Consider the following 14,544-nt stretch of genomic DNA (forward strand, 5'->3'; position numbering starts at 1 on the left):
CGCTTGCGGCAATGCCAGCGCTTTTATGCCGCTGCGCGCGGCCCCCAGCGGCGCTGGGCATAAGCGCACCACAGCAAGGCCAAAGTGGCCAAAGCACCACCGACCCAGCCAATGTGCTGCATGTCCGTATGCAAACTGACCTGGCTGCCCAGCAAGGCGCCTGCACCAATGCCGATGTTGAAAATGCCGGAAAACAGCGACATGCCCACGTCCGTCGCATCATGGGCCAGCGCCAGCACCTTTGCCTGCAGCGCCAGCACCATGCACATCATGGCGCTGCCCCACACCACGCATTGCAGGTACAGCGCCATTTCAGAGCTACTGGCGGGCAAAAGCAGCAGCAAGCTGGCGGCCATCGCGGCGATCGATGTCAGCAAAAAGCCTTGCGGAAAGCGGGCACCGTAGGCGCTGAACAGCACGCTGCCCATGATGCCCATACCCCCAAAAAGCAGCAGCACGATGGTGGTCACATCCGCGCTCAGGCCTGCAACCACTTGCACAAAAGGCTCGATGTAGCTGTACACCGTGAACTGCGCGGTCACCACCAGCACCAGCAGCACATACAGCGCCACCAATGCAGGACGGCGCAGCAGCAGCGGAATGCTGGAAGCCGAGCCCGCGTTCTCACTGGGCAGCAGGGGCAGCAACTTGGCCAGCGCCAGCATGACCACCACCGCCAGCGCACCAATCGCCCAAAACGTGGTGCGCCAGCCCAGCCAGTCACCCACCACGCGCCCCAGGGGAATGCCCATCACCATCGCCAGCGTGGTGCCAGTGGCCAGCAAGCTCAGTGCCTGCGCTTTTTTGCCCGCAGGCGCAATCCGCACCGCCAACGCCGCCGTGATCGACCAAAACACCGCGTGCGACAGCGCCACGCCCAGTCGGCTGGCCACCAGCATCTCAAAGCTGCTGGCCATGCCCGAGATGGCGTGGCTGGCAATAAACAGCGCAAACACCCCCATCAGCAGCTTGCGCCGCTCCACCTTGCGGGTCAGCAGCATGCATGGCAGCGAAGCCAGCGCCACCACCCAGGCGTAGATGGTCAGCATCAGGCCCACATGCTCCGCCGGCATGTCAAAGCTGGCACCGATATCACTGAGCATGCCGACCGGCACAAACTCACTGGTGTTGAAAATAAAAGCGCCCAGTGCCAATGCACAAACGCTGAGCCAGGCACGCACGTTCGCGCTGGAGGAAGAGGAAACAACAGACATACACCACACAAAAAAGAACGCAGCCTGTTGGCTGCGTGTGCGTATTGTTGCCGTTTCTGCATGCATGCGCTGGCACCAGGGGCAGACCGGGCCGCCTGCGCTGCGCGGCCTGCACCGTGCTTGGGGCCGATCGCTCTGCTGGCACTTTCGCGCGCAGGAGCATGAAGGTGGTATGAGTTAGATAGCTACCAGCGCCTGTCAAACCTTGTTTTCACGGCAATTTGACAGTGAAAGCGTTGTTTCACCTGCGCCAGAAGCTCCTATTTTTATGCGCTGCCTGGTTGTCAGGGCCCGCTTAGACCTTGTCTTGCACCTTCTCGCCACGCTCGTAAATGGCCGAGGCGCGGCCCACGATCAGCGAATCAAGCTTGCCCACTTTCTCCAGATCGCGGCTCGTGTAGGGCAGCTTGGTGAGCACATAGCGCATGGCGTTCAGGCGTGCGCGCTTTTTGCAGTCGCTCTTGATGACCGTCCAGGGAGCGTCGGCCGTGTCGGTCTCAAAAAACATGGCTTCTTTGGCACGCGTGTAGTCGTCCCACTTGTCCAGCGAGGCCTGGTCAATCGGCGAGAGCTTCCACTGCTTGAGCGGATGATTCTCGCGTTCTTTGAAGCGGCGGCGCTGCTCCTTGCGGCTGACGCTGAACCAGAACTTGATCACATGCACGCCGCTGTCCACCAGCATGCGCTCAAACTGGGGCGCGTCCTGCATGAACTGCTTGTACTGCGCATCCGTGCAAAAGCCCATCACACGCTCGACACCGGCGCGGTTGTACCAGCTGCGGTCAAACAGCACGATCTCACCTGCCGTGGGCAAGTGCTGCACATAGCGCTGAAAGTACCACTGGCCCTGCTCGGTCGGCGAAGGTTTTTCCAGCGCCACCACACGCGCTCCGCGCGGGTTCAAATGCTCCATAAAGCGCTTGATGCTACCGCCCTTGCCCGCTGCATCACGGCCTTCAAAAATGATCAGCACGCGCTGGCCGGTCTCCTTCACCCACGCTTGCAGCTTGAGCAACTCCACCTGCAGGCGAAACTTTTCTTTCTCGTAGACCGAGCGGCGCAGCAAATTGGCGTAAGGGTAGCCGCCGTCTTTCCAGTCCTTGGACAGTTCCTCATCGGGATTGGGCTTGGATTCTTTTTTGCCACCATCGAGCTTGCTCAGCGCCTTCAACAGGGCTTTTTGGTCTTCCGAGTCAGCGCCTTCAATCAGGGCACGCAATGCCTTGGCACGCTCTTTGTCTGAGCCGGGCTGATCCAGCACGCTCATCACCGCCGCCACACGGCGCTTTTGCGCGGCTTGGGTGGCTTGCCCAGCGACAAATTTTTCAATCGACTGCGCATCCTCCCCCACTGCGATATCGCCCGCCTGGGCTTTGCGCTTGCCGTGGTCGGCACGTTGGGCGTTTTTCTGGGTACTGCTGGGGGTGGGCTTATCAGCCATGCGCGAAAACTCCTTGCCGCACGGCACCGCAACCCCTGTGGCGCGGTGGGTACAAGCGAACAAAACAAATCAGATACACAAAGATACCATTGCTGCAGCAGGGCGCTGAGCAAGCATCCGACCACAGAAGTGGCACATCGCGCTTGCATGCGCCTGCGCAACCGAGGACAGTATCCCCTTATCTGCACCGCTACTGCTTGCTGCCATGTTTCTGCACCGCTGTTTACTCGCTTCTTTGCTGGGCACCGGGTTGTTCGCCCTGCCCACGGCCCACGCCCAGGTAGTGCGCTGCACCGATGCGCAAGGCCGCGTCACCTACACCGAGGGCTCCTGCCCCGAGCACCAGAAAAGCCGCGAGGTGCTGCCCGAACTCAGCGCCCAAGAGCGTGCCGAACAAGACGCCCAATACCAGCAGGCCTTGGAAAACAAGCGCGCGGAGCAGCAAGCCCAGGCTGAGCGCGAAGCCGCACAAGCCCAGGAAGCAGCGCAGCGCGCCGCCGCAGAGGCGGCACGCCGCCCGCCCCCTGCCCCCATCGTCGTGGTTCCGCCTGCGCCGGCGGTATCCAGCGAACTGCCTATTTATGGGCCGCTGTATCCCCCTCGCCCACCACGGCCCCCGCATGTGCGCCCGCCTCCACACCCGGTGCCACCGCCCCCTGGGTCATCACCGGGCTACAACTGCAACGTGTTCCGCTGCTACGACGGCAAGGGCAATACCTGGCAGCGGCCTTAGGTGGACTGCAGCCCCTCGCGCACCGTGGGGTAGCGCAGCGCCACGCGCAGCTCTTGCCGGATGCGCGCATTGCGCAAACGGCGCGATTCCCCCATGAAACTCAGCATCATGGGCGGCAGTGTTTGCTGCGCCTGCTGCCGCGTCACGCGCGGTGGCCGGGGCAGGCCGTACAGGTCTGCAGCCAGGTCGAAGTAATCCCCCATGCGCAGTTGCGTGTCATCACTGGCGTGGTAGATGCGCTGCGGCTTGCCACGCCACAGCGCTGCCTGTGCAATGCGCGCCAAGTCATCGGCATGGATGTGGTTGGTAAACACATCGTCTGCGGCTTGCAGCACCGGCAGCCCTTTGAGCAGCCGCGTGCGCGGGGTGCCACCCTCCCGGTTTGGGGCATAAATTCCGGGAATACGCAGTATTTGCAAGCGTAAGCCGCTCTCTTTTCCAAAGCGCAACAAACGCTGCTCAGCGTCCACGCGGCGTCGGGCGCGGTCGGTGCTGGGGCGCACCGGCCGGGTTTCATCGACCCACGCGCCACCGCAGTCGCCGTACACCCCGGTGGTTGAGCCATACACCATGCTGTGCGGCAACTTGCCCTGGCGCAGCACGCGCACCACGTTGGCCATGCGCACATCGTGCAGACCATGGTTGGGGGGCGGCGCCATGTAAATCACACGCTGGGCAATGCCGCGCAAACGGTGCAAGCTGCGCACATCGTCCAAATTACCCCGCAGCGGGGTCATGCCCTGTTGCTGCAACAGTGGTGCTTTTTCAGCACTGGAAGTCAGCGCCAGCACCCGCGGGCCATGTTGCCGCACGGTGCTGGGCCCGCGCAGCAGATCACGGGCAATGCGCTGGCCCACATCACCACAACCGATGATGAGCACCCGCGTGCGTCGAAAGCGCGCTGGCAAGGCGCGGCGAGGGAATTGGTTTACAGGCAAAATCGGGCATCCCCATTGAATACTTACTGTTACGCACCGGGCCGCTGTACGCGGCCCATTGCCTTTGTAAAGCTGCTGGTGCGGACACTGCAAAACCCCAAGGATAGCTAGAAGATGACCGCCTCCGCCTTCCAAATCACCGTTCAGCCCAGCGGACGCACGTTTGCCGCCACTGAAAGCGAGACCATTTTGGCCGCAGCCATCACGGCGGGTGTGGGCTTGCCGTATGGCTGTAAAGACGGCGCTTGCGGATCGTGCAAGTGCAAAAAACTCAGCGGTGAAGTCTCGCACGACACCCACTCCGACAAAGCCCTCACGCCGCAAGAGCTGGCCGACGGCTTTGTGCTGACTTGCCGTGCCACCGCGCACAGCGATGTGGTGCTGGAGTCGCGCCAGGTGACCGACACCACGGCCTTCCCCATCAAGAAAATGCCTGTGCGTGTGGCCGCGTTTGACAAGCTCTCGCACGACGTGATGCGCGTGCAGCTGCAATTGCCTGCCAACACCGTTTTCAAGTACTTTGCGGGACAGTTCATTGAATTCATCTTGCGCGATGGCTCGCGCCGCGCGTATTCCATTGCCACGCCCCCCCACGTGCAAGAAAGTACCCCCGGCATTGAGCTGCACATCCGTCACATGCCCGGCGGCATCTTCACCGACCATGTGTTTGGCACCCTGAAAGAAAAAGAAATTCTGCGTGCCGAAGGCCCATTTGGCAGCTTCTTCCTGCGCGAAGACTCTGCCAAACCCATGGTGTTTCTGGCCTCCGGCACGGGTTTTGCCCCCATCAAGGCCTTGCTGGCCCACATGCAGCACCAAGGCATCACGCGCCCGGTCAGCCTGTACTGGGGCGGCCGCCGCCCTGAAGATTTGTACCAAGATGCGTGGGTGCAAGAGCTGGCTGCCGTCATGCCCAACCTGACCTACGTGCCCGTGGTGTCGGATGCACTGCCCGAAGACAACTGGACGGGCCGCACCGGCTACGTCCACCAGGCGGTGCTGGACGACTTTGCCGACCTGTCGGGCCACGAGGTCTATGCCTGCGGCGCCCCCATCGTGGTGGACTCTGCACGCACCAGCTACACCAGCCAGCGCGGCCTGCCCGAAGAAGCCTTCTTTGCCGACGCATTCACCAGCGCGGCGGACAAGTAAGACAACCCATCAAGCTGTTTAAGGGGCTGCCCTGCGCATACCCTCCACCTGCCCAAGGCCGCTGATGCGGCCTTTTTTACGAGTACTTACAAAACCCTTGACTGGACAGCAAGCCCACTTGGGTGTAGCACGCACCAAAACTGCGCACAGTAGATAGATGCAGCAAATTCCCTCAACAACCGTGCCATTCGCACAATAAAAAACCAAAGCACAACAGTTGCGAGAGTATCCACACACGAATCTTGCACAATAGCTGCCATGAACCGTCGAAACCTCCTGCTGTCCTCCGTGGCACTTGCTGCTGCCATCGCGTCCCCTCTGGCCCAAGCCGTTGAGCAACCCATCCGCCTGATCGTGCCTTTTGCACCCGGTGGTCCGCTGGACGTGACCTCCCGCGTGCTGGCCGAGCGTGTGCGCGACACGCTGGGCACTGTGATTGTGGAAAACAAAGCGGGCGCTGGCGGCAATATTGGCGTGGATGCCATCGCCAAGGCGGCCCCCGATGGCAAAACCATTGGCTTGGCCACCGTGGCCACCCACGCCGTCAACCCCTGGCTCTACAAGAAACTGCCCTTTGATGCGGGCAAAGACTTTGTCGGCCTGACCCAAATGGTGCGCGTGCCCAACGTGCTGGTCATCAACGCCGAGCGCGCCAAAGAGCTGAAGATCAACTCTGTGGCCGATTTGGTCGCCTACGGCAAAGCCCACCCCGGCAAGCTCAGCTACGGCAGTGGCGGCAACGGCAGCGCGGGCCACCTGGCTGGCGAAATGTTCAAGCAAGGCATGCAATTTACGGCCGTGCACATCCCCTATCGCGGCGCCAGCCCCGCCCAGCTGGCTTTGCTGGCCGGTGAAGTGGACTTTAACATCGACAACCTGGCTGCCGCTTCTGCCAACATCAAGTCGGGCAAGCTCAAGGCGCTGGCCGTCACCAGCCTCGACGAAAGCAGCCTGCTGCCTGGCGTGCCTGCGCTGTCCAAGCAGATCAAGGGCTTTGCCATTGATACCTGGTGGGGCCTGGTCGCGCCTGCGGGCACCCCGGCAGATGTGGTTGAGAAGCTGAGCAAAGCCTTCTCCGACGCGCTGAAAGATCCAGAAACCCAAAAGCGTTTTGCCACCTTGATGGCAGAGCCTGTGCCCACCACGTCCAAGCAGTTTGACGACTTCATGGCGGCCGAGCGCACCAAATACGGCCCTGTGGTCAAGGCCTCTGGCGCCAGCGTGGACTGAGCGGCCACGCCATCTAGCGTTATTTTTTAAGGCACCTGTGGGTGCCTTTTTTATGCCAAGCACAAATCGCACAAGGTGTCAGCCCGCACGGCTAAACCCCAGCACAGGCGGAACCAGTACTTACCCTGGTACGCCATGCGCTGCATGCAACTGCGCTACAACCCGACATGAAATAACTGCATGCACTGCAGATTTGTGATTGACACCGGGAGGAAAAACCATGCCGAAAACCCCCAACAGCTACCAGCTGCATATTCAACTGTGCGATACCAAACCCGCCATCTGGCGCCGTTTGGTGGTGGCTGAATCCATCACGCTGGCGCAACTGCACCGCGCCATCCAGGCCGTCATGGGCTGGCAAAACCGCCACCTGTACGAGTTTGAAATTGCAGGCCAGCGCTACGGTCAGCCCGATGCCGACCAGCCCGACGACCCCACCATGGATGCACGCCGCTACACCCTGGGCCAGTTGCTGCAAGGCCAGGCCCTGGCCGTGCGCTATCTGTACGACTTTGGGGACGGTTGGCTGCACCGCATCAAGCTGGAATCGGTAGCGCCGATTGCCAGCCCTGCTGCGCTGCACAGCCTGCCCATGTGCATGGGGGGGCGCAACGCCTGCCCGCCCGAAGACTGTGGCGGCCCCGCCGGCTTTGCCGATTTGCTGGCGGCCCTGCAAGATGCCACACACCCGGGCCACCAAGCGGCGCGGGCACAAGCGGCCCACTTTGATGCCAAGCACTTTGACCTGCAGCGCGCCCAGGCACGCGTGCATTCACTGGCACTGCTGCGTGCCAATGCCCCGGTTGCCACACCCCGGGCAGAGACCGCACTGGCATAAGGTGATATTAAAAAATATAGCTGCCCGCGCTTATCAAACAAGACTTTCAACAGTTAAAACGTTTGAAACCAAGCATTAATAAGTGCCAACAGCTATTAATTTGATAATTTCACGTGTTATCCATTGGGGCATGCGGGTGATTTATTGATCCGCATCATGCCCCGATGCAAAAAATACGTAAGCTGCGTTTCGATGATTTGAATTTCACAAAATACTGAAAATTCAAGATCACAATATCCGGCAACTGAACAGTTAGACCGATTCTAAAATTGGCTGCAGTTCAGCATTTCTTACTCTTCACCACGATTCATTCGGAAGGATTTGCGCTATGAAAAAGACTCTGATGGCATTCGCTTTGTTGGCTGCAGGTGGCTTCGCTGCCCCCGCCATGGCTGCTGACTGCGCGATTACCGTAGAAGGTAATGACCAAATGCAATTCAATGTGAAGAGCATTGAAGTGCCTAAGTCGTGCAAGAACTACACCGTCACCCTGAAGCACGTGGGCAAGATGCCCAAGTCCTCCATGGGCCACAACCTGGTGCTGACCACCGCTGCAGACGCAACTGCTACGGCAGCTGACGGCATGAAGGCCGGCGCTGCAGCAGACTACGTGAAGGCTGGCGACACCCGCGTGCTGGCACACACCAAGGTCATCGGCGGTGGTGAATCCACCCAAGTGGTGATCGACGTGGCCAAGCTCAAGGCAGGCACCGACTACACCTACTTCTGCTCCTTCCCCGGTCACTCCTTCATCATGAAGGGCACCTTGAAGCTGGGCGCTTAAACCGTCTGCTGCTTCCCGCCAGTGGTCACACTGGCAGCCTCAAGCCCCGCGCCTTGTGCCGGGGCTTTTGTTTGGGTACTTTTGTTTGGGTGCCTCAGCGCGCGCCCCCCCGCTGTGAAACACCTGTGACTGGAACATGCGCAATCTTGGCGCCCGCCCCCGCTAGCATGCGGCAGCCCATCCCGCAAAGAACCACCAGGAGCCGCTGCATGCTAACCAACCACCCCGAAGAAAACGCTGTACGCATCCCTCTGGAGCTGTACATGCGCGGCCATGCCGAAGACAGCGCCGAACACATGCGCGCCGCCTTCCTCCCCACCGCCCGGCTGGAGAGCGTGCGCGAAGGCCCGCTGACCTCGTGGGATCTGGACTTTTACTGCCAGCGTTTCAACAACACGCCAGCCCCGGACGAATCCACCCGCCGCCGCAGTATTGACTGGCTGGACATCACCGGCACTTCGGCCATGGCCAAGGTCACGCTGGTGCACGGCAGCGTCACCTTCACCGACTACTTTGTGCTGCTCAAAACCGAACAGGGCTGGAAGATTGCCAACAAGGCCTTCCACGCACAGCCCCAGTAAGCGGCAGCGCCCCGCTGCTTATCGAGCCTTGTCTCAGCCCGGCAAAGCCGGGCTTTTTTGTGCCTACCCAACCTTGTTTTTTCCAAAAACCAGCGGCGCTCCAAGACTTAGGGACAGCGCGCACAATGCATCTTTTTTGATAGCAAAAATCTGAACCACCATGAGCCAACAAAGCTTTGAAGTTGCGTTTTTCACCATCGGCGAATTCGAAGGCCTGAGCGCCGACGACACCTCCCGCACCGCCCACATCGATGTGCCCGCCGACTGCCAGCCCGTGGCCGCCACCTTGCAATCGGCCCGCCAGTGGCTGAATGAGCAACATGCCCACATCGACATGGAATGCGCCGCCGAGCTGCCGGTACGCGGTTATTTTTCGTTCAAAGGTGCGAATGTCAACGAAGGCTTGCACGTGGAAAGCGCCCAACTGGTGGCGCTGGACGAAGGCTTTGTGGTGCGCGCCAGCCTGGACAACGGCGTGAGTGTGGAAAGCGATTTGATTGCGATTGCTTTGTAATAAATTTGCATCCAATATGGCGCTAGCGCTTGCTAGATAAGCGTTAGCAGCTATCAAAGCTATAAAAATCCATGAATTTCTGTTGGCGTATGCGCCAGCAATTCACGGCCAAGCCCGCTGCCTGCGGGCTTTTTTCATGGCCCCATGCATCCCATGATGTACATCCGCCACACGCGCACAAGGGCAAGGCGTCCGGCTTAGGCTGACACTTTTGCTTGCCTTATGCCGTCTTGCACATCCAGCGCCTTGGCCCCACCATCTGGCCCATGTATCACGGCGAACGCTTTAACGCTTGGACGCACTTGGTGGGCGCCCTGCTTGCGCTGACGGGTGCCACCTGGCTCATCGTCACCACCAGCTTGCGCGCAGATGCGCAGGCCGTCACCAGCGTCAGCATCTACGGCGCAGCCCTGGTGCTGCTGTATGCCATCTCCACCGTCTATCACAGCGTGCGGGGGCGGGCCAAACGCATCTGGCAAAAGTGTGACCACCTGAGCATCTACCTGATGATTGCGGGCAGCTACACGCCGTTTTGCCTCATCAGCCTGCGCGGTGCCTGGGGCTGGAGTCTGTTTGGCGTGGTCTGGGGGCTGGCGCTGATTGGCATGCTGCAAGAGATCAAACCGCGCAGCGAGGCACGCGTGCTGTCTTTGGTGATTTATGCCGTCATGGGCTGGGCCGTGCTGGTGGCCACCGGCCCGCTGCTGGACGCCTTGGGCACCGCAGGCTTTTTCTGGCTGGCCGCTGGCGGTTTGCTCTACAGCGTGGGCATTGTGTTTTTTGTGCTGGATGCGCGCGTGCGCCACTTTCACGGCATCTGGCACCTGTTTGTGATTGCGGGCAGCTTGATGCACTACATCGCCATCCTCGGCTATGTACTGCCTGCCAGCAGCTAACAATCCACCCCCCAACGCCGAAGGCAAAGCGCCAAACGTTTCACAGTGAGCAGTGGGCGGTGCAACGCAGCGGTTGACCCCGCCCTAGGCCAGCACAGGGGGTGCCAGCACCTCGTCCCACGTCACCCCCGCCAAGGGCTCCCAGTGCGCCACAATGATCCAGCGCGGCGCTTCGGGCGCGCTGGCCAGTGCTTCGCCCAGCGCATCCAGCGCCTGGCTCAGGTAACGAATGCTGGCGGTATCCAGCGCCGCAATCGGCTCTTCAATCACCGTCACCCGCGCACCGCTGGCCAAGGCCGCCGCTATCCCCAGTTTGCGCAACGTGCCGGTGGACAGGTGCCACAGCGGTTTGAGCAAATGCGGCTCCAGGCCAAAGCCTTCGCAATGCGCTTGCCAGGCTTCATCGCTCCACTGCGGCCAGCGCTGGGCCATGCTTTGTGCCCACTGGTGGGCAGCAATCTCACGCGCCTCCAGAGGCTGGCGCGGGTTGTGCCAAAACACCTGCGCCTGAAAAGCGGACGGCTCAAGCTGGCTGTTCAGCCCTGCACATACCACCTGCCCTTGGCTGGGTGCGGCATAGCCGGTCAGCACCGCCAGCCAGCGTGCGGCGTCGTCGCCCGTCTCATCCAGCAGCGCATGCACACCGGGGGGCAGTTGCTCTGTCCAGCCATGGCTGCACCCGGCAGTGCCGCTGGGCCACAAATCTGCCCACGCCATCAGCGCGGCAGACGACGGTTGTGATGCATGTAGGACGTCTGTCATGCGATACCTCCCTCTTCTTATGGCTGTGCAATCTAGCAAAGGCTTGTGCAAGTAAACAGTCGCCCATTGTTAGCAACTGATACACAGGCACTTTCAATACACCGCCAAAAACCACTGCAAGTCTTCTCCCGCCTACACAAATAGCTATACATTTTTCATGTTTGTTACAGGGAGAAAACATGCAAATAAAAACAGGTGCCATCGTCGCCTTGGCGGCTGTACTGAGCCTGACAGGCTGCGAGACCATGACCGAAACCCAGCGCAATACCGCGATTGGTGTGGGCGTAGGGGCCTTGGCCGGTGCAGGTGTTGCCAAAGCCACCGGTGGCAAAGCCGGCAAAGGCGCACTGATTGGCGCGGCCGTCGGCGGGGTGGGTACTTATATCTGGTCGGCCACGATGGAACGCCAGCGCCAAGAACTGGAAGCGGCCACCCGTGGCACAGGCGTGACGGTCAGCCGCACCAGCGACAACCAGCTCAAGCTGGCCATTCCTTCCGATATTTCGTTTGACAGCAACAGCGCCTACATCAAGAGCCAGTTCCGCCCTGTGCTCAACAGCTTTGTCACCAGCTTGCAGCGCAACCCCAACACGTACGTCATCATCATTGGCCACACCGACAGCACCGGGGGCGCGCACATCAATGACCCGCTGTCCCTCAACCGCGCCAATGCCACGCGTGACTACATCTTCAACCAAGGCGTGCGTGGCCCCCGCATCCAGACCGAAGGCCGGGGCGCGCGCGAGCCCGTGGCCTCCAATGACAGCAACTGGGGCCGCAGCAAAAACCGCCGCGTAGAAATCTTTGTGGCGCAGCCGCAATAAGCGCAGCACCACGCAACGCAGCGCGGCACAACCAACGCCGTGGCTTGCCACGGCTATGCCAAGGCACGGCATATTTCATCCCCCGGCACCAAGGCGACAGGGAAACCGGGTGATGGGGTGATGGGGCGATGGGGCGATGGGGCGATGGGGCGATGGGGCGATGGGGCGATGGGGCGATGGGGCGATGGGGCGATGGGGCGATGGGGCCACCACAAGACACCCAAGTGCTTGCCCCCGTATGCCGTCTATCGCCACAATGCGGGCAGCACTGTTGTCACCTTCCATTTCTAGAGGTTTTTTCCATGATCGTTCTTATCACCGGCGCATCGGCAGGTTTTGGCGCCGCCATGGCGCGCAGCTTTGTACAAGCCGGCCACAGCGTGATTGCCACCGCACGGCGCAAAGACAAGCTCAACGCCCTGGCCCAAGAGCTGGGCGACAAGCTCCTGCCCATTGAGCTGGACGTGACCGATGCCACCGCCGTAGCCGCCTTGCCCGCACAACTGCCTGCGGCATGGGCCACCGTCGATGTGCTGGTCAACAACGCAGGCTTGGCACTGGGCCTGGGCCCTGCACAAACGGCAGACCTGGCCCAATGGGACACCATGATCGACACCAACTGCAAAGGCCTGGTGCATGTCACCCGCGCCTTCTTGCCGGGCATGGTCGAGCGCCAGCGCGGCCACGTCATCAATTTGGGCTCTACCGCGGGCAACTGGCCGTATGCAGGCGGCAATGTCTATGGCGCCAGCAAAGCGTTTGTGAAGCAATTTAGCCGCAACCTGCGCACCGACTTGTTTGGCACGCCCCTTCGCGTGACCAACATCGAGCCCGGCCTGTGCGGCGGCACCGAGTTCTCCAACGTGCGCTTTGGCGATGCCGACAAGGCCGCCAAGGTGTATGAAGGCGTGGATTTCATCACCCCCGAAGACATTGCCAACACCGTGCTGTGGGTGGCCCAGGCGCCCAAGCACATGAACGTCAACAGCATTGAAATCATGCCCGTGCAGCAAAGCTTTGGTGGCTTGAGCGTGCACCGCCGCACCCCGGCTTAATGCCCCACCGCCCACGCTTTCCCCAGCGGGGGTTCTCCCCCTTCAGGCCTGCCATGCAGGCCTTTTTTTCGGGCCCACGGGCGCCAAGGTTGTGAGCGCCTGCATCCGCAGCAGCTGCCCTGCATGACCGCTTGCCCTTTTTGTGCTGGACACTGTGGATTCATTCTTTATCTAATACGCTGACACATAGAGCATTGCAGTTTTTTATCTTCACCACGCTCTATCTCGCCCACAACGCCGTGTGATCGTTATGTATAAGAAATCTGGGGAATACCTGCCGCCCTCGGTGCGGCGCCTCCAAGGCATCATCCGGCACGCGGCCCTGTCTGCTGCCTTGCTGGCGGCGCCGGTGCTGGCCCAAAGCCAGAACACGGTCGAGCGCTGGCGCCTGGTGGTCAGCCCCGTGCCCGAGGCGCGCACCTTGCACACCGCCATTCAGCAACAGCTGCAGCAAAGCCTGCACCAGCCTGTTGACATGTACTTTGACAATGCGCAGCCACCCCAGCCGCTGCAGGGCGTTGCCTCCCAGCCCTTGATCGTGCTGCTGAGTGAATTCAACAGCTTTGCCGTCGGCAAGGCGCCCAACAGCCTGCAACACCTCGACAACCTCACCCCGCTGCAGGTGTTTTTTGAGATGCCCTGGTGCCTGTATGTGCAAGACAACTCGCCGCTGCTGCAGCAATCGAACGTAAAAGACTGGATGACCCAGCAACGCCTGCAACGCCCCGTGCGCATTGGCATCAGCGCACGCGGCGGGCAATCCATGTTCTGGCTGTACGTGCTCTCGCAGGCCACGCACAGCAACGGGCAAAGCCCGCACAACATCGTGCCCGTGGAATACCGCGGGGCGCACAACCAAGAGCAGGTTTGGCGCAATGACGCAGACATGGCCCTGGCGCCCTGCTGGCAATCCACCACACTGGGCCAGCAAGTGCGGTTGCTGGCCACCGCGCAGCCCCCCACCCGCAGCGACCAGCCCTCCGCCCAGACCTTCACCGACCTGAGGCTGCCGCCTCTGGCTCCGAGCTGGTTTGCCGCCTTTGTGCCCAAAAGCACGGCACCTGCCATCCAGGCCCAAGCCATTGCGGCGCTGGAAAAAGCCGCCACCGCCCCCGCAGTGCTGCAGGCCATTGAAGCTGCGCACCACCAGCCTTTGCGCTGGAGCCATGCGCAATCGCGCAAGTACATTGAAAACTACATCACCACCTGGCAATCCGTCATGCAGCTGCTGCAATGGAATGCGGCAGACGCCGCCATCACCCCCGTGGCGGCGCGCTACGCCCAGGCGCACTAACTCCACGCACACCTGCATCGCCAATCCCGCCCACTGGCACATGCCCGCTGCGTGTAAATTTCTATTTTGATAGCTACTAGCGCTTACCAGATAAGCGCTAGTGCCATTTTTTCTAATTTTTTAGGGCTGTGCACACCCGTGGTGGGCCCACCTACACCGGGACGTTGCCCATAGCCAGCGCACGCGCGCTTTCCTACCATGGCGGCTTGGGCACCACCGCCCCCCCCAACGCACCCGTCTTGCCAGCACCTTGCACACAGGCGGGGCGCTGCACCCCTTTGCCAGACC

General features: G+C 61.0%; 15 protein-coding genes. 11 read left to right on the top strand and 4 right to left on the bottom strand.

Annotation, left to right across the window (positions count from 1 at the left end; genetic code table 11):
• Positions 1-23: 23 nt before the first annotated feature.
• Both QEP12_RS08975 and ppk2 read right to left on the bottom strand, forming a co-directional pair.
• The gene (locus tag QEP12_RS08975; RefSeq protein ID WP_284214025.1) at positions 24-1,214 is read right to left on the bottom strand and encodes a sugar transporter; all 1,191 of its coding nucleotides are present in this window, start codon (positions 1,212-1,214) and stop codon (positions 24-26) included.
• A gap of 295 nt (positions 1,215-1,509) precedes the next feature.
• Entirely contained in the window at positions 1,510-2,655 is a 1,146-nt protein-coding gene (ppk2, locus tag QEP12_RS08980; protein ID WP_284214026.1) for a polyphosphate kinase 2, read from the bottom strand.
• A gap of 205 nt (positions 2,656-2,860) precedes the next feature.
• Between ppk2 and QEP12_RS08985 the strand changes: the two genes are divergently transcribed.
• Entirely contained in the window at positions 2,861-3,388 is a 528-nt protein-coding gene (locus tag QEP12_RS08985; protein ID WP_284214027.1) for a DUF4124 domain-containing protein, read from the top strand.
• Here the strand turns inward: QEP12_RS08985 and QEP12_RS08990 are convergent.
• On the bottom strand, positions 3,385-4,326 hold the full coding sequence (locus tag QEP12_RS08990; RefSeq protein ID WP_284214028.1) for an SDR family oxidoreductase: 942 nt from the start codon (positions 4,324-4,326) through the stop codon (positions 3,385-3,387). The two genes, QEP12_RS08985 and QEP12_RS08990, sit on opposite strands and share 4 nt — an antisense overlap.
• Positions 4,327-4,440: 114 nt before the next feature.
• On the opposite strand from QEP12_RS08990, the gene QEP12_RS08995 reads away from it, so the two are divergent.
• From QEP12_RS08995 to trhA, 7 genes are all read left to right on the top strand, one after another.
• Positions 4,441-5,478 carry a CDP-6-deoxy-delta-3,4-glucoseen reductase gene (locus tag QEP12_RS08995; RefSeq protein WP_284214029.1) on the top strand — a complete coding sequence of 346 codons (1,038 nt, stop codon included), beginning with the start codon at positions 4,441-4,443 and terminating at the stop codon, positions 5,476-5,478.
• A gap of 258 nt (positions 5,479-5,736) precedes the next feature.
• On the top strand, positions 5,737-6,708 hold the full coding sequence (locus QEP12_RS09000) for a Bug family tripartite tricarboxylate transporter substrate binding protein (protein WP_174863131.1): 972 nt from the start codon (positions 5,737-5,739) through the stop codon (positions 6,706-6,708).
• Between the two features lie 220 nt (positions 6,709-6,928).
• A complete protein-coding gene (locus QEP12_RS09005) occupies positions 6,929-7,546 on the top strand; it encodes a plasmid pRiA4b ORF-3 family protein (RefSeq protein ID WP_174863130.1) in 618 nt (205 codons plus the stop codon).
• Positions 7,547-7,874: 328 nt separating this feature from the next.
• Positions 7,875-8,330, top strand: a complete 456-nt coding sequence (azu, locus tag QEP12_RS09010; RefSeq protein WP_284214030.1) for an azurin — start codon at positions 7,875-7,877, stop codon at positions 8,328-8,330.
• A gap of 209 nt (positions 8,331-8,539) precedes the next feature.
• A complete protein-coding gene (locus QEP12_RS09015; RefSeq protein WP_284214031.1) occupies positions 8,540-8,911 on the top strand; it encodes a nuclear transport factor 2 family protein in 372 nt (123 codons plus the stop codon).
• A 160-nt stretch (positions 8,912-9,071) separates the two neighbouring features.
• A complete protein-coding gene (locus tag QEP12_RS09020) occupies positions 9,072-9,425 on the top strand; it encodes a hypothetical protein (RefSeq protein WP_284214032.1) in 354 nt (117 codons plus the stop codon).
• 266 nt (positions 9,426-9,691) lie between these two features.
• Positions 9,692-10,321: a PAQR family membrane homeostasis protein TrhA gene (gene trhA / locus QEP12_RS09025; RefSeq protein WP_174863128.1), complete on the top strand. Its 630-nt coding sequence runs from the start codon at positions 9,692-9,694 to the stop codon at positions 10,319-10,321.
• 84 nt (positions 10,322-10,405) lie between these two features.
• Here trhA and QEP12_RS09030 read toward each other — a convergent pair whose 3' ends face one another.
• The gene (locus QEP12_RS09030) at positions 10,406-11,083 is read right to left on the bottom strand and encodes a P-loop NTPase family protein (RefSeq protein WP_174863127.1); all 678 of its coding nucleotides are present in this window, start codon (positions 11,081-11,083) and stop codon (positions 10,406-10,408) included.
• Between the two features lie 179 nt (positions 11,084-11,262).
• Here QEP12_RS09030 and QEP12_RS09035 point away from each other — a divergent pair, with 179 nt between their 5' ends.
• The 3 genes from QEP12_RS09035 to QEP12_RS09045 all read left to right on the top strand — a co-directional run bounded on the left by QEP12_RS09035 (position 11,263) and on the right by QEP12_RS09045 (position 14,256).
• The gene (locus QEP12_RS09035) at positions 11,263-11,907 is read left to right on the top strand and encodes a YiaD family glycine zipper/OmpA-like lipoprotein (RefSeq protein ID WP_284214033.1); all 645 of its coding nucleotides are present in this window, start codon (positions 11,263-11,265) and stop codon (positions 11,905-11,907) included.
• A gap of 302 nt (positions 11,908-12,209) precedes the next feature.
• Entirely contained in the window at positions 12,210-12,962 is a 753-nt protein-coding gene (locus QEP12_RS09040; protein WP_284214034.1) for an SDR family NAD(P)-dependent oxidoreductase, read from the top strand.
• Between the two features lie 250 nt (positions 12,963-13,212).
• Positions 13,213-14,256 carry a tripartite tricarboxylate transporter substrate-binding protein gene (locus tag QEP12_RS09045; RefSeq protein WP_284214035.1) on the top strand — a complete coding sequence of 348 codons (1,044 nt, stop codon included), beginning with the start codon at positions 13,213-13,215 and terminating at the stop codon, positions 14,254-14,256.
• Positions 14,257-14,544 lie beyond the last annotated feature (288 nt).

The sequence above is a fragment of the Comamonas jiangduensis genome (genome assembly GCF_030162955.1).
Lineage (GTDB): Bacteria > Pseudomonadota > Gammaproteobacteria > Burkholderiales > Burkholderiaceae_C > Comamonas > Comamonas jiangduensis.

Bases quoted from the DNA above. Each gene is read 5' to 3' on its own strand.
- QEP12_RS08975 (WP_284214025.1), bottom strand. From the start codon at position 1,214: ATGTCTGTTGTTTCCTCTTCCTCCAGCGCGAACGTGCGTGCCTGGCTC.
- ppk2 (WP_284214026.1), bottom strand. From the start codon at position 2,655: ATGGCTGATAAGCCCACCCCCAGCAGTACCCAGAAAAACGCCCAACGT.
- QEP12_RS08985 (WP_284214027.1), top strand. From the start codon at position 2,861: ATGTTTCTGCACCGCTGTTTACTCGCTTCTTTGCTGGGCACCGGGTTG.
- QEP12_RS08995 (WP_284214029.1), top strand. From the start codon at position 4,441: ATGACCGCCTCCGCCTTCCAAATCACCGTTCAGCCCAGCGGACGCACG.
- QEP12_RS09000 (WP_174863131.1), top strand. From the start codon at position 5,737: ATGAACCGTCGAAACCTCCTGCTGTCCTCCGTGGCACTTGCTGCTGCC.
- QEP12_RS09005 (WP_174863130.1), top strand. From the start codon at position 6,929: ATGCCGAAAACCCCCAACAGCTACCAGCTGCATATTCAACTGTGCGAT.
- azu (WP_284214030.1), top strand. From the start codon at position 7,875: ATGAAAAAGACTCTGATGGCATTCGCTTTGTTGGCTGCAGGTGGCTTC.
- QEP12_RS09015 (WP_284214031.1), top strand. From the start codon at position 8,540: ATGCTAACCAACCACCCCGAAGAAAACGCTGTACGCATCCCTCTGGAG.
- QEP12_RS09020 (WP_284214032.1), top strand. From the start codon at position 9,072: ATGAGCCAACAAAGCTTTGAAGTTGCGTTTTTCACCATCGGCGAATTC.
- trhA (WP_174863128.1), top strand. From the start codon at position 9,692: ATGTATCACGGCGAACGCTTTAACGCTTGGACGCACTTGGTGGGCGCC.
- QEP12_RS09030 (WP_174863127.1), bottom strand. From the start codon at position 11,083: ATGACAGACGTCCTACATGCATCACAACCGTCGTCTGCCGCGCTGATG.
- QEP12_RS09035 (WP_284214033.1), top strand. From the start codon at position 11,263: ATGCAAATAAAAACAGGTGCCATCGTCGCCTTGGCGGCTGTACTGAGC.
- QEP12_RS09040 (WP_284214034.1), top strand. From the start codon at position 12,210: ATGATCGTTCTTATCACCGGCGCATCGGCAGGTTTTGGCGCCGCCATG.
- QEP12_RS09045 (WP_284214035.1), top strand. From the start codon at position 13,213: ATGTATAAGAAATCTGGGGAATACCTGCCGCCCTCGGTGCGGCGCCTC.